General features: G+C 69.7%; 18 protein-coding genes. 6 read left to right on the forward strand and 12 right to left on the reverse strand.

Features of this window, described 5'->3' with window-relative positions; genetic code table 11:
- Window positions 1-8 precede the first annotated feature (8 nt).
- A complete protein-coding gene (locus ACOZ4O_RS10770) occupies window positions 9-488 on the reverse strand; it encodes an HPP family protein (protein WP_424525314.1) in 480 nt (159 codons plus the stop codon).
- A 78-nt stretch (window positions 489-566) separates the two neighbouring features.
- Between ACOZ4O_RS10770 and ACOZ4O_RS10775 the strand changes: the two genes are divergently transcribed.
- Window positions 567-1,100: a DUF6149 family protein gene (locus tag ACOZ4O_RS10775; RefSeq protein WP_424525315.1), complete on the forward strand. Its 534-nt coding sequence runs from the start codon at window positions 567-569 to the stop codon at window positions 1,098-1,100.
- Here ACOZ4O_RS10775 and thrS read toward each other — a convergent pair.
- From thrS to ACOZ4O_RS10800, 5 genes are all read right to left on the reverse strand, one after another.
- Complete coding sequence (gene thrS, locus ACOZ4O_RS10780; protein ID WP_424525316.1) at window positions 1,097-3,022, reverse strand: threonine--tRNA ligase; 1,926 nt, start codon at window positions 3,020-3,022, stop codon at window positions 1,097-1,099. The two genes, ACOZ4O_RS10775 and thrS, sit on opposite strands and share 4 nt — an antisense overlap.
- A 46-nt stretch (window positions 3,023-3,068) precedes the next feature.
- A complete protein-coding gene (locus ACOZ4O_RS10785) occupies window positions 3,069-4,112 on the reverse strand; it encodes a dipeptide epimerase (RefSeq protein ID WP_424525317.1) in 1,044 nt (347 codons plus the stop codon).
- On the reverse strand, window positions 4,109-5,122 hold the full coding sequence (locus ACOZ4O_RS10790) for a DUF1611 domain-containing protein (protein WP_424525318.1): 1,014 nt from the start codon (window positions 5,120-5,122) through the stop codon (window positions 4,109-4,111). Before ACOZ4O_RS10790 ends, ACOZ4O_RS10785 begins: the two co-directional genes overlap by 4 nt.
- Window positions 5,123-5,147: 25 nt before the next feature.
- Window positions 5,148-6,035: a Vms1/Ankzf1 family peptidyl-tRNA hydrolase gene (locus ACOZ4O_RS10795; protein ID WP_424525319.1), complete on the reverse strand. Its 888-nt coding sequence runs from the start codon at window positions 6,033-6,035 to the stop codon at window positions 5,148-5,150.
- 148 nt (window positions 6,036-6,183) lie between these two features.
- On the reverse strand, window positions 6,184-6,522 hold the full coding sequence (locus tag ACOZ4O_RS10800) for a DUF5802 family protein (RefSeq protein WP_424525320.1): 339 nt from the start codon (window positions 6,520-6,522) through the stop codon (window positions 6,184-6,186).
- Window positions 6,523-6,659: 137 nt separating this feature from the next.
- Here ACOZ4O_RS10800 and ACOZ4O_RS10805 point away from each other — a divergent pair, with 137 nt between their 5' ends.
- The 4 genes from ACOZ4O_RS10805 to ACOZ4O_RS10820 are packed head-to-tail and all read left to right on the forward strand — an operon-like array spanning window position 6,660 to window position 10,398.
- Window positions 6,660-7,535 (forward strand): hypothetical protein, encoded by an 876-nt coding sequence (locus ACOZ4O_RS10805; protein WP_424525321.1) that lies wholly within the window; start codon window positions 6,660-6,662, stop codon window positions 7,533-7,535.
- A 27-nt stretch (window positions 7,536-7,562) separates the two neighbouring features.
- Entirely contained in the window at window positions 7,563-8,213 is a 651-nt protein-coding gene (locus tag ACOZ4O_RS10810) for an ArsR family transcriptional regulator (RefSeq protein ID WP_424525322.1), read from the forward strand.
- Between the two features lie 35 nt (window positions 8,214-8,248).
- Window positions 8,249-9,502: a Glu-tRNA(Gln) amidotransferase subunit GatD gene (gatD, locus tag ACOZ4O_RS10815; RefSeq protein WP_424525323.1), complete on the forward strand. Its 1,254-nt coding sequence runs from the start codon at window positions 8,249-8,251 to the stop codon at window positions 9,500-9,502.
- Window positions 9,493-10,398, forward strand: coding sequence for an N-acetyltransferase family protein (locus ACOZ4O_RS10820; protein ID WP_424525324.1), 906 nt, complete (start codon window positions 9,493-9,495; stop codon window positions 10,396-10,398). The genes gatD and ACOZ4O_RS10820 overlap by 10 nt, the downstream gene beginning before the upstream one ends.
- Here the strand turns inward: ACOZ4O_RS10820 and ACOZ4O_RS10825 are convergent.
- From ACOZ4O_RS10825 to ACOZ4O_RS10835, 3 genes are read right to left on the reverse strand one after another with little or no spacing between them, the layout of a single operon-like run.
- Window positions 10,382-10,672, reverse strand: a complete 291-nt coding sequence (locus ACOZ4O_RS10825; RefSeq protein ID WP_424525325.1) for a ubiquitin-like small modifier protein 1 — start codon at window positions 10,670-10,672, stop codon at window positions 10,382-10,384. The two genes, ACOZ4O_RS10820 and ACOZ4O_RS10825, sit on opposite strands and share 17 nt — an antisense overlap.
- The gene (locus tag ACOZ4O_RS10830; RefSeq protein WP_424525326.1) at window positions 10,669-11,853 is read right to left on the reverse strand and encodes a potassium transporter TrkA; all 1,185 of its coding nucleotides are present in this window, start codon (window positions 11,851-11,853) and stop codon (window positions 10,669-10,671) included. The genes ACOZ4O_RS10825 and ACOZ4O_RS10830 overlap by 4 nt, the downstream gene beginning before the upstream one ends.
- Complete coding sequence (locus ACOZ4O_RS10835) at window positions 11,850-13,121, reverse strand: potassium channel family protein (RefSeq protein WP_424525327.1); 1,272 nt, start codon at window positions 13,119-13,121, stop codon at window positions 11,850-11,852. Before ACOZ4O_RS10835 ends, ACOZ4O_RS10830 begins: the two co-directional genes overlap by 4 nt.
- Before the next feature lie 71 nt (window positions 13,122-13,192).
- Between ACOZ4O_RS10835 and ACOZ4O_RS10840 the strand changes: the two genes are divergently transcribed.
- On the forward strand, window positions 13,193-14,341 hold the full coding sequence (locus ACOZ4O_RS10840) for an NAD-binding protein (protein WP_424525328.1): 1,149 nt from the start codon (window positions 13,193-13,195) through the stop codon (window positions 14,339-14,341).
- 2 nt (window positions 14,342-14,343) lie between these two features.
- Here the strand turns inward: ACOZ4O_RS10840 and ACOZ4O_RS10845 are convergent, their stop codons facing one another.
- The 3 genes from ACOZ4O_RS10845 to ACOZ4O_RS10855 are packed head-to-tail and all read right to left on the reverse strand — an operon-like array spanning window position 14,344 to window position 17,490.
- The gene (locus tag ACOZ4O_RS10845; protein WP_424525329.1) at window positions 14,344-15,771 is read right to left on the reverse strand and encodes an HPP family protein; all 1,428 of its coding nucleotides are present in this window, start codon (window positions 15,769-15,771) and stop codon (window positions 14,344-14,346) included.
- Between the two features lie 45 nt (window positions 15,772-15,816).
- Window positions 15,817-16,545, reverse strand: coding sequence for a nucleoside phosphorylase (locus tag ACOZ4O_RS10850; protein WP_424525330.1), 729 nt, complete (start codon window positions 16,543-16,545; stop codon window positions 15,817-15,819).
- A 39-nt stretch (window positions 16,546-16,584) separates the two neighbouring features.
- Entirely contained in the window at window positions 16,585-17,490 is a 906-nt protein-coding gene (locus tag ACOZ4O_RS10855; protein ID WP_424525331.1) for a WD40/YVTN/BNR-like repeat-containing protein, read from the reverse strand.
- Between the last annotated feature and the right edge of the window lie 27 nt (window positions 17,491-17,517).

A 17,517-nucleotide genomic window follows, 5' to 3' on the forward strand; every position in this document is an offset into this window, starting at 1 on the left:
GAACCGGGTTAAGTCTCGGGTTTCCGGTAGGCGTTCGCGAGTTCGTGCGCGCCGAGCAGGACGGCGACGCTCGCGACGATGATGGCGACCGCGAGCGGCGTCGCGAGGAGGCCGAGGGAGACGATGAGCGTCGTCGCGCACGCGGGCGGGTGGACGGCGTCCAGCGCGAGCATCCCCCACGCCGTCAGCGCGACGGAGAGCGTTCCGCTCGCGGCGAGTCGCGCGCCATCGACCGAGGCGGACGCGAATCCGGCGGTGAGCGTCGCGTCCCCAGCGAGCACCGTGTACGCGAGGAGGCCCGCGACTGCGCCGACCGCGTGCCCGCCGACGACGCGCCTGCGCGCCCGGTCGACGCCGCCGAACGCCAGCACGAACGCCGTCGGTCCGAGACTCGGGAACACGAACGGCTCGCCCGACACCCACGCGAGCACGCCGAGCACGCAGAACAACCCCGCGGCGTGCACGCCCGTCACGAACGCCCTGTTCACGCTCCCAGTCCGCCCGCCGCACCCAAAACCCTTGCTCACGGCCACCACGAACTAACCCGCGCCGCCGCAGGTACCGGTATGCGGCTCTACCAGACGCCGAAGAACTACGTCGCGCAGGTCGTGCTCGAACGCGACATCCCGCTCCTCACCGACGCGATGCGGTCGTGGCTCGTCTCGCTCCACACCGATTTCTTGGTCGACGCCTCCGAGCCGGATGGCGACGCGCGCCGCGCCCACCTCGAGGCGCTCTTCGGCGCGACAGTCGACGTCTACCTCCGCGCGCTCGACGAGGGCTACCCCGAGGCGGAAGCCCGCGAGATAACGCACGTGATGGCCGCCTGGGACTTCCAGAACCACGGCTGGGGCGAACTCCTCGAATTCCCGCCCGACGAACGCGACGCCTACCGCGAGAAGTACAGCGAGTTCTTCGACGCGCACGACGCCGGACCCGACGACCCGCTCGGCGAGTTCGCACCCCCGACCGGACTGCCGTACGCGCCGACGACGCCCGAGCGAATGGCCGGCGAGTACCCGTTCGCCGAACCCGGACTGGTGGACGATATCTACGTCCACGCGCCCGACGACGCCGTCCACCTCGGCTGCGGCAGTTAGACGAGGAACGTGACGGCGCGGCGCTTCTGTTCCTCTTCGAGTTCGAGGTGGTCGCGGAACGACGAGAGCGCCACGTCGCCCTCCTGGCGCTCCTTGCGGTCCCGGACGGAGACCGTGTCGGCCTCCTCCTCGTCGTCGCCGATGATGAGCATGTAGGGGACGTTGTCGTCGTGCGCCTGCTGAATCTTCTTCCCGACCGTCCACGAGCGGTCCTCGACCTCCACGCGGAAGTCGCCGAGTTCGCTCGCGACCTCGCGAGCGTACGGGATGTTGTCGTCCGTGACCGGCAGGACGCGCACTTGCTCGGGCGCGAGCCAGAGCGGGAACTGGCCCTTGAAGTGCTCGATGATGACGCCCATGAACCGCTCGAAGCTCCCGAGGAGCGCGCGGTGAATCATCACGGGATGGTGCTCCTCGTTGTCCTCGCCGATGTAGGTGAGGTCGAGGTTTCGCGGGATGTTGAAGTCCACCTGGACCGTCCCGATGGTCCACTCGCGGCCCAGCGCGTCCCGCGCATTGATGCCGATCTTCGGGCCGTAGAACGCCGCCTCACCCTCCTCGACGTCGTAGTCGAGGTCTTCCTCGCGGAGCGCGTCGACGAGCGCGTCCGTCGCCTGCTCCCAGATCTCCTCGGACCCCATCGCGCCCTCGCCACGCGTCTCCAGTTTGTAGAGCACTTCGAGGCCGAAGTGACCGTAAATCTCCTCGATGGCCTGGAGGATGTCGAGGATTTCGCCCTGAATCTGGTCGGGGCGCACGAACGCGTGCCCGTCGTCCTGCGTGAACCCGCGGACGCGCAGGAGCCCGGAGAGTTCGCCGGACTGCTCGTTCCGGTAGTCGTTCCCGAACTCCGAGAAGCGCACGGGGAGGTCGCGGTAGGAGTGCGTGGACTCCGAGTAGATGTGCGCGTGGTTCGCGCAGTTCATCGGCTTCAGGCCGTACTCGGTGTCGTCCTGCTCCCACGCGAACATCTCGTCGTTCTCCATGAACGTCTCGTAGTGGCCCGTGGGCTTCCAGAGTTCAGCCTTGTTCAGTTCCGGCGTCCGAACCTCGTCGAACCCGAGGTCGTCGTTCTTCTTCCGCACGTAGTCCTCGAGCTGGCGGCGGATCGCCATCCCGTTCGGGTGGTAGTGCGGGCAGCCCGGACTGTGCTCGGGCACACTGAAGAGGTCCATCTCTTGGCCGATTTTCCGGTGGTCGCGCTCCTTCGCCTCCTCGCGCATCTCCAGGAAGTCCTCCAGTTCGGACTCGCTGGGGAACGCGGTGCCGTGGACGCGCGTCAGCGTCTCCCTCTCCTCGTCGCCACGCCAGTACGCCGCGGAGACGCTGAGGAGTTCGAATCCACCGATTTCGCCGGTGGAGTCGACGTGGGGGCCCTGGCAAAGGTCGCGCCAGTCGCCCTGCTCGTAGAACGACACGGGGTCCTCGCCCGCGGCTTCCGAGTCGAGGATTTCGCGCTTGAACTCGTTGTCCTCGAAGAACTCGAACGCCTCCTCGCGCGGGACTTCGACGCGCTCGATGGGGTAGTCGGCCTCGACGATGTCCGTCATCTCCTCCTCGATGTCGTCGAGGTCGGACTCGTCTAAGTCCACGCCCGCCACGTCGTAGTAGAACCCCTCGTCCGTCGAGGGGCCGATGGTGAGTTTCGCGTCGGGGTGGAGGCGCTGGAGCGCCTGCGCGAACACGTGCGCGGCGGAGTGCCGGAGCACGTCGAGGTACTCCTCGCTGCTGTCCGTGACGATTTCGATGCGGCAGTCCTCGAAGAGCGGTTCTTCCTTCGCGACGAGGTCGCCGTCCACGACGCCGGCGACGGTGTCCCGGCCGAGGCCTTCGCCGATTCGGTACGCGATGTCCTCGACCGTCTCCCCGGCGTCCGCGCTGAGCGTGGAGCCGTCGGGGAGCGTGACCGTGAGTTCGCTCATGGGCCGAATACGGCCAACAGCCCACATAAGCGTGACGTGATGCCGCTTACTCGACCGACCGCGCGCCCGTGCCGGAGCGCTCGACGGCGGCGAGGTCGACGTACCCGCCGGGGAGCGGAACGCCCTCGTATGGGTCGTCCGCGAGCAACAGCGACCCGTCCAGGTCGGCGTAGTCGAGCAGGGGCGCGAGGTGGCAGGCCGCGGCGATAGCGGCGTTCGTCTCCACCATACAGCCCAACATCACTTCGAGGCCGTGGGCGCGCGCGGCGTGAATCATCCGCTTCGCCTCCCGCAGCCCGCCGCACTTCATGAGTTTGATGTTCGCGATGTCCGCGCGCCCCGCGAGTTCGGGGACGTCCGCGAGCGTGACACAGGACTCGTCGGCCGCGATTGGGAGCGCGCTGCGCTCGTACACGAACTCCAGGCCGTCGGTGTTCTCCGCGGGCACGGGCTGTTCGACGAACTCGACGCCGTAGTCGGCGAGCCACTCGGTGTTCGCGACGGCTTCGCGGGGCGTCCACGCCTCGTTCGCGTCCACGCGGATGGTCGCGTCCGGCGCGGCGTCCCGCACCGCCTCGACGATTTCCTCGTCGCGCGGCGTGCCAAGTTTCACCTTCAGCGTCCCGTAGCCCGCCGCGACCGCCTCTCGCGTCTTCTCCCGCATCGTCTCCGTGTCGTCCAGCCCGATGGTGAACGACGAGGTCACGGACCGCTCGGGGTCGAGCCCCCAGTATCGGTAGAGCGGGAGGTCGGCGCGCTTCGCGGCGAGGTCGTGGAGCGCGATGCTCACCGCACACCGCGCCGCCGGATTCCCCTCGATGGTCTCCCGCATCCCCGTCTCGATTCGGGCGAGCGCGTGCGGGTCGCCGACCGCCTCGACGACCGAGAGAAGGTCGGGGAGCACGGCTTCGACGGTGCCCGCGGTCTCGCCGTAGTGCGCGGACGGCGCGGCCGCCCCGACGCCCGTGGTGCCGTCGCCGTCCTCGATGCGGACGACGACGTTCTCCGCGGTCGCCGTGGTGCCGCGCGCGATGGTGAACGCGTGTTCGAGCGGGAGGCCCACCCGGTCGAACTCGGTCGTGAGCGTCATAGGACGTCCCCGAGCACCTCGTCCATGCCGAACCGAACCGGGTCGGTCGCCGGCACGCCGATGGCTTCCGAATACGACTCGACGGCGTCCCGAGCCGCGTCGTCGCCCGCAACGTCGCGCGTGTTCAGCGCGCCGGCGACGACCTCGGTTTCGCTGACGGGCGCGGCGAGCGACTCGTAGAGCGAGACGTACTCGGGGAGCGGCGGAAGGTCCTGGTCGTAGCCGTGGACGGAGTCCCGGCCGTGTTCGTGGCAGAGCACGAGTTTGTCCGCCATCGAGCCGTGGAGGATGCCGCAGGTCACCGCGGAGTACGCCGGATGGACGATGCTTCCCTGCCCCTCGACGAACACCACGTCGTGGTCGTCGCCGACTTCGAGGATCATCTCCTCCACCGCGCCCGCGGTGAAGTCAGACACCACGCGGTCGATCGGGTTCCCCCAGCCAGCGATCATAATACCGGTCTGGCCGGTCGGAACGAACGCCGCGTCGTACCCCGCGTCCTCCGCGGCCGCGACGAGTTCGAGCGTCGTCGTCATCTTCCCCACCGAGCAGTCCGTGCCGACGGTGAGCACGACCTCCGCGCTCACCTCGTCAGCGACGCCGTCCGCGACGGTGAGGTCGGGCGATGGCTTGCGGACATCCCAGAGTTCGCCGCCGTGTTCGGCCGCGAGGTCCGCGAACTCGTCGTCCTCCGCGAGGAAGTAGTGCAGGCCCGAAATCACTTCGAGCCCGCGTTCGAGCGCGTTCCGGACGTCCGGCCGCCACGACTCGTCGAACCCGCCGCCGATGGGCGCGATACCGATGAGCAACCCATCGACCTCGTCCGCGACGTCGCTCATCGACGCGACGATGGGCGCGTCCGGCACGTCGTCGATGAGGTCGTTCACGCGCTTGCCCGCGTTGTCGCGGTCGACGACGGCGACGACGTCGTGGTCGCCGTACCGGAGCACGCCGACCGCGGTTTTCGCGCGGTCCGGGAACTTCTCGTGTGCGAGGAGTGCGATACGCATACTCGTCACGTGGACGCCACCCGTCCTAAATCAACCGGAGGCGCACCGTCCAGAAGTCGCGGAACGCCTCGGCCAGCGCGTCCTCCGGGTCGCCGGTCGCGTCGGATGGCGCGGTTTCGTCCGCCCGCGACGCGAACTCAGGGAGGAGCGTGCGCTCCCCGACCACGTACAGCGTGTCGGTGTCGAGCGCGTCGAGCGCGTCCTCGCACTTCTCCAAGTGGTCGGCGACCTGTTCGTCCCGGCGGCGTTCGAACCGGCCCTGACTGAACCCGCCTTTCGAGTGCGTGGACTTCACGTCGCTCTCGAACCCCTCGAAGCCGGTGCGCTCGCGGCCGTCGTACGTGCCGAGCGCGAACAGGTCCGCGCGCACGACCGCCAGCGCGAACTCGCCGGTCGGCTCGAACCACTCCCGGTCGATTCTGAATCGGTCGCTCCACGCGTCGAACGGCTCCGGGGAAACCGGCGGGCGGAGCGTCGCGCTCACCACGCCGTCGGCGTCCCGGACCGCGAGGCAGGGACGTCCGCTCGCCACGAGCGGCGTTCGCTCGCCGAACGCGTCGCTCACGGACTCGGGAACGCGGTCGTCGATCATCGCGGTCAGCGCGCCGTCCCCGGGCGCTTCGACGGTTTCGAATCGAGTGAGCAGGCGGTCGAGTCTCTCCCCGAACACGTTCGCGGTCCCGCGGACGTCGAGTTCCTCCTCGCCCGATTCCGCGCGCTCGACGCGGTCGCGAAGCTCCTCGACGCGGTCCTCCAGCCGGTTGACCGCCTCCTCTGCCTCCTGTTTCGCCGCGACCGCGTCCCGCCGCCGCTCGCTCTCGGCGTCGAGTTGCGCCTGCAGGCTCTCGACCTCGTCTTCGAGCTCCGCGATGCGGTCTTTCAGGCGCGCGCGACCGAGGACTCTGTCCAGCATCGGTGGGAATCGCGCTCGCTGGCCGGAAAAACGTAGCGAATGGGCGAACAGACAGCCCTCGCTGGGGGCGCGCGGTGGGCTGTCGGTTTCGCGGGTCGCGCGCCCGTCGCTCTCACGTCACGCCCCCGGTTTGCGCCGGCTTCCTCCTTCAAACTGCGCCCGTGCGAACGAGGCGCTCGGCGTGGTCGGCCTTCGCGAGCAGGACTTCGCGGAGCGCGGGCGGATTGTCGACGGAGAGGCGTTCGAGGAGGTCGCTGGGGATGGCGAGCGTGTCCGCGGGCACGTCGGTGCTCCCGTGGACACGGAGGTGGGCGGTGTCGAGTTTCATCACGAGCGGGTAGTCGGTTCGCTCCACGCCCTCGCCGGACGCGTAGAGCTGTTCGTTCACGCGCTCGTGTTGGCGGCGCTGCATCGCCGCGCAGTCACCATCGTGCGGCTCGACCACGAGCCGACCGAGGTAGTAGCCGTTCGAAAACACCTCGAACATACATGTTACCATTTACCACGGTAGTAGTTAAGCGCATCGGCGAAGCCTCTTATCGAAGGACTACACGACCGTTCACGGGACGAAAACGGTTCGAACGAACGACCGGGTTTTTACCCTGGCTGCCCAACACGCAAGTGATGACTCGTGCCCTCGTCGTCGCCGTCGGCGCTGTCGCGGCCCTCGCTGCCGTCGTCGCGGCTGGCGGCGCGGCCGGTGTCGCACCCGCCGTGAACGACACCGCGGCGAACAACACGACCGAGAACGCGAGCTACGGCGCGAGCGTCTCCGCGTTCATGGCGTCGAACGCCGCCGACGCGAACGGCACCGTCGACCAGGGCCTCTGGGCGGCGTCCGTGAACCGCTCCGAGAACGCGACCAACGACGTGACGCGCCGCGTCACCACCCTCCAGGAGCGCCTCGACCGTCTTCAGGACCGTCGACAGGCACTCGTCGACGCCCGCCAGAACGGCTCCCTCTCACCGCTCGCGTTCCGCGCGCGAATGGCCGAACTGTCCGCGCAGTACCAGCAACTCGCCGCGTCCGCGAACGACACCGCGACCGTCGCCCACGCCCACAACACGACCCCGCCCGGCCTCCAACGCCTCGTCGAGAACGCATCTGCCGCCGCAGCCCGGACCCGCGGCCCGCCCGGCGATATCCCCGGCCGCGGCCTCGACGCGCCACGCGGTCCGCCCGACAATCGCACGACCGGCCCCCCCGAGAACAAGACTACTGGACCACCCCAGAATAGGACGAGCGGACCACCCGACAACCACACGACTGGCCCGCCGCAGAACCACACGACTGGCCCATCGGAGAACCGGACGGCTGGCGGGTCGGGCGGTGAAACGACCCAGGGCGGGTCCGGGAACGCGAGTGAGTCCACGACGACTCGCGGGGACGCCGGGAACACCGCTTCGGGGGACGGAACCGAGCGAGAACGCGGGAGCGACCGCGGGAGCGGTCGGTCCGCTACGTTGGCGGTCGACGCTCGCGGGGAGTCACCCTTTTGAACGCGAGTCCCTAACCCTCGCGCGGTAATGGACTCCGGGGCGCTTCTCGACCTGCTCGGTAACGCCAACCGCCGCCGCATCCTGCGGCTGCTAGCGCAGAAGCCGTGCTACGTCACGGAGATAAGCGAGTACATCGGCGTCAGTCCGAAGGCCGTCATCGACCACTTGCGCCGCCTCGACGACGCCGGGCTCGTGGAGAGTCACACCGACGACCGCCGCCGGAAGTACTTCCACATCGCGCGCAACCTCCGCCTCGAAGTCAGCGTCAGCCCCTACCAGTTCGGCGCGAAGAGCGCGTACCCCGCGAGCACCACGCTCGACCTGGGGCGGTGTACGCACCTCAGCATCGACCTCGACATCGGGGAGGAGTCCGACGTTGGCGGGCTCGCCGCGGAACTCCGCGACCTCCGAGAGTTAGAGCGCGAACTCTCGATGGCGCAGCGCTGGGTGCAGGGCCGACTGGCGGACGTGCAGTCCGACATCGCGGACGCCGCGATGGAGGACGACGACCATCTCGTCCCGGACCTGCTCGCGGAAATCGTGGACGGGCCGATCGACACGCGGACGCTCGCGGACCGCGTGAATGCGCCGCCGTCCGTGGTGGAGAGCACGCTCGTCCGCCTCCGCGAGCGCGGCATCGTGGAGGAGGACGGCGACGGCTGGCAGATCACGGAGTAGAATCCTTTTAGTCCGCGCCACCGATGGGTTCGGGTATGAACACTGGGGATCGCGTTCGCGTCGACCGCGCGGGCGAGGAGACGGAGGGTGTCGTCCTCCCCTCGTCGTCGCCGGAGACGCTCGTCCTGAAACTCGACAGCGGCTACAACGTCGGCATCAGCCGCGAGGACGCCGACGTGTCGGTCGTCGAGTCCGACGCCTACGAACTGGACCGCGAGCAGAGCGACACCGGCAGCGCCTCCGAGGTCGAGTTCGACGACGACCTGCCGACGATTTCGCTCATCTCAACTGGGGGGACCATCGCGTCCACCGTCGACTACCGGACGGGCGCGGTGACCGCGCAGTTCGACGCCGAGGACGTGCTGCGCGCCGTCCCCGACCTCGCCGGGCGCGCGAACTACCGGGGCCGGGTCGTCGCGAACATCCTCTCTGAGAACATGGAGCCGTCCATCTGGCAGGATCTCGCGCACGCGGTGCACGACGAAATCGAGGCCGGCGCGGACGGCGTCGTCGTGATGCACGGCACGGACACGATGCAGTTCTCGGCGTCCGCGCTCGCGTTCATGCTCGACACGCCCGTTCCCGTCGTCTTCACCGGCAGTCAGCGCTCCGCCGACCGGCCGTCGTCGGACAACGTGATGAACGCCGTGTGCTCGGTGGAGGCCGCGAAGTCCGACGCCGCCGAGGTGATGGTGTGTATGCACGCCTCCGAGAGCGACGACCGCTGCGCGCTCCACCGCGGCACGCGCGTCCGCAAGAACCACACGAGCCGTCGCGACGCGTTCGAGACGGTCGGCGCGGAGCCGCTCGGATACGTCGACTACGACACCGAAACGGTCGAGTTCAACCGCGAGACCGCCGACCGCGATGGCGTCGACCTCGACATCGCGCCCGACATCGAGGAGGACGTGGAACTCGTGAAGTTCACGCCGAACATGGACCCGGGCTTCCTCGACCTCTGCGAGGGGAAGGCCGGCGTCGTCATCGAGGGAACGGGCCTCGGCCACGTTCACTCGGATCTCGTGGACCGCATCGACGCCCTCACGAGCGACGGCACGGCGGTCGTGATGACGAGTCAGTGCGTCGAGGGCCGCGTCTGCGACCGCGTGTACGACACCGGCCGCGACCTCCTCGACGCCGGCGTCATCGAGGGCGAGGACACCCTCCCCGGCACGGCGAAGGTGAAACTGATGTGGTCGCTCGCGAACGCGAGCGAGGAGAGCGTGGACGAGGCGTTCCGCGCGCCCGTCGCCGGCGAACTCACCGAGCGCTCGACGCCATGGCAGTAGAGATACGACAGGCCCGCCTTGACGACCACGAGGCGGTCGCGGCGTTCACGCAGGACACGTGGAGCGACCAGCGGGACAGCGGCGACTACATCCCGCGAGTCTTCGAGGACTGGGTCGAATCGGACGACGACGCCCAGCGCACGTTCGTCGCGGACGTGGACGGCACCGCCGCCGGCGTCTTCCAGATCGTCCTCTTGAGCGACCACGAGGCGTGGGCGCAGGGGATGCGCGTCGACCCCGACCACCGCGGGAAGTCCCTCGGCACACGGATGACGCACGCGGGCTTCGACTGGGCGCGCGAGCGCGGCGCGACCGTCGCTCGAAACATGGTGTTCTCGTGGAACGTCATGGGGCTCGGCCTCTCCCGCGCCGCGGGCTTCGAACCCGAGACGGAGTTCCGCTGGGTGCACCCCGAGCCCGACCCCGACGCAACCCACGATTACGCGGAGACCGACGACGTGAACACGGCGTGGCGCGCCATCCAGTCGAGTCGCGCGTTCGACGAACTCGCGGGTCTCGGCCTCGACCTGAACGAGGCGTGGGCGCTCACGGAGATAACGCCGGGGACGCTCCGCGACGCCCCGCGGACCATCGCGCTCACGGACGACCGGGGCGCGCGCGCCGCCGCCTACCCCGTCCGCGACTACGACCGCGAGACCGACGACGGCGACACCGCCACCTGGGCGGACTACGGCGTCGGCGTCTGGCACGACGCCCAAGCCTGCGAGGCGCTCCTCGCCGCCGTCAGCCGCGACGCCGCCGCCAACGACATCGACCGCGTGCGCGTGCTCATCCCCGAGGACGCCCAGTTCGTCAGCGACGCCGCGTACGCCCGCGTCGACATCGGCGACGAACCGGACTTCGTCACCGCCGCCGACCTCACCGCCGACTACTGACTTCTGAGCCGCCGCTCACGGGCGGGAACAGCGCGAGTTCGTCGCCCGGTTCGACCGGGGTGTCGAGGTCGTCGACCTGCTGGCCGTTCCGGAGGACGTTGATGTGGTCGTGGAGGTCGCCGTCGTCGTCGAGCACTCTGTCTTCGAGCGCGGGATGGTCGTCGAGGAGGGCGTTGAGGGCGTCTCCGACGGTGTCGCCGTCGACTGTCACGGTGAGGTGGCGGTCGCCCGCGACTTCCGCGAGGTCCGCGAACAGCTTCCACTCGGCGTTCATGTCGGGCCGTCGGACGGCGAGGCGTAAGAGCCTCCCGACTCCGGCGACCCCGCGCTGGCGTCCGATTCGATGCGGCGGAGGGTTTCGGGGCGCGCGACGACGTACAGCCAGTCGTTCGCGGCGAGCAGGCGGTCCCGGGACGGAATCGGCTCCATGGGGGCGTCCTGGGGGCGGACGGCGACGACAGTGGCGTCAACGTCGCCGAGGCGCGTGCCGTCGAGCGGGCCGTCGGGCGCGACGCGGATGACGGCCATCGTCTCGTCGGCGGCGCGGAGGAGCGTCGCGAACTCGCGGTCCGCGCTCGGCGTCGACGGGAGCGTGAGGAGGCGGTACTGTCCGCCCGCGACCCGCTCGGCGTCCGCCTCGTCGAGCGCGAGCGTGACGGTGTCGCCGGCGGCCGCGCGGAGTTCCGCGGTCGCGACGCGCTCGGGGTCCTCGCCGGTCGTCCATACTTGCACCACGTCGCCCGCGCTCGCGGAGTTCGGCGGGTCCGCGGTGACGGCGACGGCGGCGGTTCCGGGGCCGAGCGTCGGCCCGATGCCGGCGAGTCGGCGGCCGACCGCGAGGTAGGTGACGGTGCCGTCCGGCTCCATCTCCACGTCCACGTATCCGACATCGTGGTCGTCCTTCAGGCGGTTCACCACGCGCTCGCGGAGGTCTTCGACGGTCAGCCGTCGCGGAAAGATGAGCGTCTTCCCCGCGATGTCGTCCTTCACGGACGCCTCGACGCGCTCGTACTCCTCGATGTCCGCCACGTCCTCGGGGAGCGTGACGGCGACGACGCGCCCGACCGCCTGAACGAGCTGGCTCACCTCGCCAGTCACCTCTCGCGCGCCGGCCGCGGCGAACGCGGAGATGGCGACGCGGTCGCCCGTCCGCTGGCCGAGGGGGCCGACGGCGGTGGCGAGCGCGAACGCCGCGCTGTTGAACAGCACGGCGTTCATCTCGAACAGCTCCGACTGCCCGGCGAGAACCTGCGTGACGGCGGTTTTCGTGTTCAGGTAGAGCGCGACCGCGGAGACCGCGGCGAGTATCGCGAGGCCGACCGGAACGCGGTCCCGGAAGTACCAGCGGTAGCCGACCGAGACGAATGCGGCGGTGATGCCCGCGAGCACGGTGAGGCCGAACAGCCGGACGGCGGCGACCGCGGACACCCCGAACAGCGTCGTCTGGGCTATCACGCCACCACCCCCGCGAACGCGTCGAGGGCGTCCCGCGACCCGACGACGAACGCGTCGTCGCCCGCGGTCAGGCTCGCGGTTCCCCTGGGCGCCATTGTCCAGTCGCCGTCGTGCTGTATCGCGAGCACCACGACCCCGTGTTCGGCGCGGAGGTCGCTCTCGGCGAGCGTCTGGCCCGCGAGAGAGCTCTCCGCGCCGACAGTGACGCGGCGGAGGCGGTGGCCGGCACGCCGCAGGAGGCTCACGAGCTCGAACTCGCGGCGGGTGCCCCGCGACCGAACGACGACCGTCCCGCCGTCCGCAGCGAGGAGTGCCGTCGCGTCCGTGCGGTCCACGGCGACCGTCACCCGGCCCGCGCCGCCGGACGTCGTTCCGACGGTCGTTCCCGCGGCCGTCCCGCCGCCCGCGTCCGTGCCGCCGTCTGCCACCGCGCCGCCGTCTGCCACCGCGCCGCCGTCCGTCGCCGCGTCCGGTTTCTTCTCGCTCTTCTCGCCGCCCGACTTCGCGCTCACGACGGTTCCGGTGGCGGCCGTCGCGCCCGCGAACACGGTCACAGTGTCACCGCGGGCGACGCCGGTCGGAACGAGCGCCTGCACGGACACCGCGCGCTTCCCCGAGGGAACGCGTTTCGACACGCCCGACACCGGCGGTGCGGCGACGACGGTCGCGCGCGCCTGCTCGTCGAGCGTCACGTCCGCCGCCGCGAGGTCGAACTCGCTCCGCAGGCGGTCCTCGAACCGCGTCTCTATCTCGCCGACCGGCAAGTCCGCGGGGAACGTCCACTCCGTCTCCCGGATGTCGGCGCGGAGGGCGTCGGGGAGCGGCGGGTAGCCCTCCATGTCCGCGAGGTCGCCGACGATTTCGACGCGGACTTGGCCGCGCGTCCCGACGAGTTCGATGACATCCCTGCTGAACGTGCGTTCGCGGAGTGATTTGAGACTGATGCGCTTCGGGAGCGTAGTGCCGAGTCTGTCCCCCTGCGCGTGGGCGTAAAAACTCATCAACAGAATGACCATGAGCGCGGTGAGTATCGTGGTGCTGTTCGCGGACTGGAGGATAGTCTGGTCGTTGAACGCCAGCAGGCCGCCGTTGATGCCCGCGACGGCGACCGCGAGCACGACGACACCGAGCCCGGGAATCGTCAACCCAGTGATGTACTTGAACGCGAACCCGAACCCGAACGACACCAGCACTGGCACGACGCCCGCCAACAGACCGAGGTAGATGCCGCGGAGCACCTGCACCGCGAACCCTGACTCCACTGCCATAGGGGGAGGTGACGCGCGGTCGCCTTACCAGTACCGCCCCGCTTATACTCGCGGAACTCGCGTACCCGGGTATGGTCGTCTCGCGCGACTCCGTGGCGACCGGGCGTATCGCGGTCGGGCTGACGATGCTCGTCGCCGTACTCTCGGTCGTCACCGGCGTCGTCGAAATCAGCCAGCCCGGGCAGTTCGGCCCGCTCGCGCCCTACCTCCCGGAGAGCGTGAAGCAAGCCGCCGGCTTCACCGGCGCGCTCACCGGGTTCCTGATGGTGTTCAGCGCGCTCGGGATGCGCCGCGGCCTCCGCGCCGCCTGGTACTCCACCGCCGTCCTCCTCCCGTTCACGGCGGTCCAGGGCGTCGTCCAGACCAGCATCTACTCCACGCCACTCATCGCGCTCTCTCTCCTCGCCCTCCCGGTCGTCCTCCTCACCCGCGAGCGCTTCGACCGCGCGCTCTCCCTCTCCACCACCCAACTCTCCGCGGGCATCGCGCTCACCGGCATCCAGATCTACGGCACGGTCGGCGCGTACGCGCTCCGCGAGCACTTCCCCGCCATCGACACCGTTCTCGACGCCTTCTGGTTCACGCTCGTCACGTCCTCCACCGTCGGATATGGCGACATTACGCCGACTACCCAGACCGGCCGCCTGTTCGGGCTGAGCGTGCTGGTTCTCGGGACCGCGAGCTTCGCCATCGCGCTCGGCGCGCTCCTCGGTCCCGCCATCGAAGCCCGGTTCGCGAACGCACTCGGACGCATGACTCAATCACAACTCGAAGCCCTCGACAACCACGTCATCGTCGCGGGCTACGGCGACCTCACAGAACCGCTCATCGTCGAACTCCGCGAGACCGGAACGCCGTTCGTCGTCGTCACGCCGAACGCGTCCGTCTCGGACAAACTCCCCGACGAGACGGTGCTGGTCGCGGACCCGAGCGACGAAGCCGTCCTCGACCGCGCCGGCATCGACCACGCGCGCGCCGTCGTCGCCGCCACCAACAACGACGGCGAGGACGCGCTCGTCGTCCTGACCGCCCGGCAGATGAACGCGGACGTGCGCATCGTCGCCGCCGCCACCGAGAAGGAGAACGAACCGAAACTACGCCGCGCCGGCGCGGACGCCGTCATCAGTCCCGCCGTCATCGGCGGCCACCTCCTCCTCCGCTCCGCGTTCGGGGACGACGATTCGGAGCGCGTCGCCGAGGAACTCCTCGAGGACGACTGACGTTACGCGCGGTGGGCGATCGCCACGTCGGTCTCCACGTCGTCGATGCGGCTGAACGTCGGGGGCGACACCACTCGGGACGCCGCTGACCGGTTCGAACTCGCGCCGAGCACCACGAGGTCGTAGTGGGCGTCGTTGCGCTCGATGAACGACTCGATGCTGGAGCGCGACACCCGCGTCTCCGAGCGGCAGTCAGTGGTCTCGACGAGGTTCGCGAGCATCGACTCCGCGCCCCGGCGCTCGCGCTCGTGGTCGATGCACGTGCAGACGCTTACGATACCGGCGTGGCCGGCGAGGCGGCCCGCGTAATCTATCATCGCGTGCGCGATGTCGTTCGCCGTTCGCACGGGAACCATCACGCGCTTCCACGTCGTACTCCCGGTCGCGGACCGGAACGCGATGGCGTCCACGGGGCCGCGGAGGATGGTGCGGACGAACGGCGACGTGGCGTCGTCCTCCTCCTCGTACGGCGTGACGACGAGGTCGCAGTTCGTGCGTTCTGCAGTGTCGAAGACGGTCTCCGCGGGCGACTGGCGGTCCACAGCGACGACGACTTCGACGGGCACGCCGACCCGGGTCTCGATGTGGCCGGCGTGCCGTTCGAGTTCGCGCGCCGCCTCCGCCGCGGCCTCCTCTCGCGTACACTCATCGGGGTTCTCCACGTCCTCGTCGAGGCGCGCGCGAGTCGCTCGCGCCAGCGTCCGCTCGTCCATCACGTCGAGCAACACGACCTTCGCGGCGTCGTGCGCGGCGGCGACGCGCGCGCCGAACATCGCGGTCTCAGTCACGTGCTCGCCGCGCATCGGCACGAGCACGTGGTCGTCGCCCTGCGTCGTCTGGTAGAGGTAGCGCGCGCGCTGCTTGTAGAACTGGCGTCGCCACGCGACGAACACGCCCGCGACCACGAGCGAGGAGACGAGCACGCCCGCCAGGTACGCGAGCTGCGCGTTCCCGGTGAGGAGCACGAGGAGCGCGGTGGAGAACGCGGTCGGGAGTTCGAGGTCGAGCAGCCACGTCGACATGCCCGTGAAGAGGATGGCGAGCGCCGCGCCGCTCGCGTGCACGTCCATCGTCGTCGGGGAGACGCCGTACGCGAACGCGGTGGCTTCGAGCGCGAGCCAGCCACAGAACGCACCGAGCGTCAGGCCGCCGACGAACCGCCGGGGTTCGGCGTACCGGCCCTCGGGGTCCGCGAACAGCGTGTACGTGCTGGACGCGAGCGGCGGGAAGAGCAGGAAGGAGATGTTCGGCACGAGCTGTGAGAGCAGCGTGACGAACCCCATGAGGACGGGGACGAAGAGGAGGACGGAGGCGCGGGTGAGGTTGCTCGTCGTTTCGAGCCACCGCCGGAACTCGTTCACCTCGCGGCGTTCGATACGGCCGGCTCGGCGGCGCGCCGCGCGGATGCGCTCACGGAGCCGGTCGAGCATACACCCCACCATTTCCTCGGGGGTTTTGCGTCTTTCGCGTTCGCGTCAGGCGAGGTCGGCGACCGCGTCTAGGCTGAGCGAGATGGCTCGCTCGACGTTGTCCTTCGCCTTCTCCGGGAGTTCCTCGTCCTCGGTCGCGCCCTTCTGCGTGCCCTCGACGAGGTTGCCGTCGACGGTGCAGATGGCGCCGGCGCGCATGCCCTTCCGGCGCGCGAGCGAGAACACGGCCGCGGCCTCCATCTCGACGGAGAGGATGTTCGCGTCCTCCCACGCGGAGACGTACTCGTCGGTCTCCGCGTAGAACGCGTCGTCGGACGCGATGGGGCCGACGTGCACGTCCTCGTCGTTCGCCTCTGCGGCGTCGACGAGCGCCGACAGCACGGTGTAGTCCGGGACTGCGGGCAGCGTCTCGGACTCGTAGCGCTTCGACGTGCCCTCGTCCTTCGCCGCGCCCGTCGCGACGATCATGTCGCCGATTTCGATGCCTTCCTGGAGCGCGCCCGTCGTGCCGACGCGGATGACGGTGTCGACGCCGACCGCGTCCAGTTCCTCGACGGCGATGGCGGCGGACGGACAGCCGATACCGGTCGAGCAGATGGTGAGGGGCGTTCCCTCGTAGGTCGCGTTCACGACCTTGTACTCGCGGTTCTCCGAGACGACTTCCGCGTCCTCGCACTGGCTCGCGATGCGGTCGACGCGACCGGGGTCGCCCGGAATCAGCGCGATGTCGTTCACGTCGCCCGGTGCCACGAGCAAGTGGGGCTGCTTCGCCATATCCCGAGTTCAGCGGGGGGAGAGAAAAGTACCGCGTTCTCAGTGAACGAGGCCGTTCGGGCGCTGTCGTGGCGCGTCCCACTCGCGGACGGCCTGCCAGCGGTCGCCGCGCGCCGCGGCGGTGTAGAGCGCGCCGTCGGTGAGCGCGTACCAGCCGTCGGACGTGGCGAGCAGGGAGGGCGCGAGCAGGCGGTCGGGGAGGCCGTCAGTCCACTCGTGCCAGCCGTCGTCCCAGAACGAGACGGTCGAGTCCGCGGTTTCCGGCGTGTGCGCGCTCCGCGGACCGTTCGCGGAGGAGACGGCGAGCGCGTTCCCGTCGTCGTCCCGGACGGCGACGCTCCAGCAGTACGTCTTCGACAGTCCCGACTCTCGCGGCATCCACGACTCGCCGCCGTCCGGCGTCACGTAGAACCCGTCGCCTGCGGCGGCGTACGCCCGCTCGGGGTTGCTCGCGGGGACGGCCATCGTGTGCGTGTCGAACGGGTGTTCGGAGACGCGGTCGGTCCACGACTCGCCCGCGTCCGGCGTGCGGACGAGCGCGCCGGCCTCGACGGCGACGTACAGCAGCTCGGAGCCGGGGACGGATTGTATCCAGCGGACGTGGTGGGTGTCGGGTCGCGGCGGGAACGACCACTCGCCGCTCGAATCGAGCGCGGTGAGCCCCGTGCACTCCGTCCACGTCGTGCCGTCGCGCGACCGGTAGACGCGACTCGGTTCCGTGCCCGCGAACACGAACTCGGGCGTGACGCAGAGCGCGGTGACGAACTCGGCGTCGGGTTCGAAGACGCGCTCCGTCTCGCCGTCTCGAATCCGGTAGACAGCGTCGTCGGTTCCCGCGAACGCCCCGAGTTCTCCGGTCGCGACGCACTGCACGTCCTCGCTGACGAGGAACTCGGTCACGCCGTTCGAGAGCGAGAGCACGCGGTCCGAGAGTGCGGCGAACATACGGGAGAGACGGACGCATCCACCAAA

It is taken from the genome of Salarchaeum japonicum (genome assembly GCF_049705945.1).
In the GTDB taxonomy this organism is placed as follows: Archaea; Halobacteriota; Halobacteria; order Halobacteriales; family Halobacteriaceae; genus Salarchaeum; species Salarchaeum japonicum_A.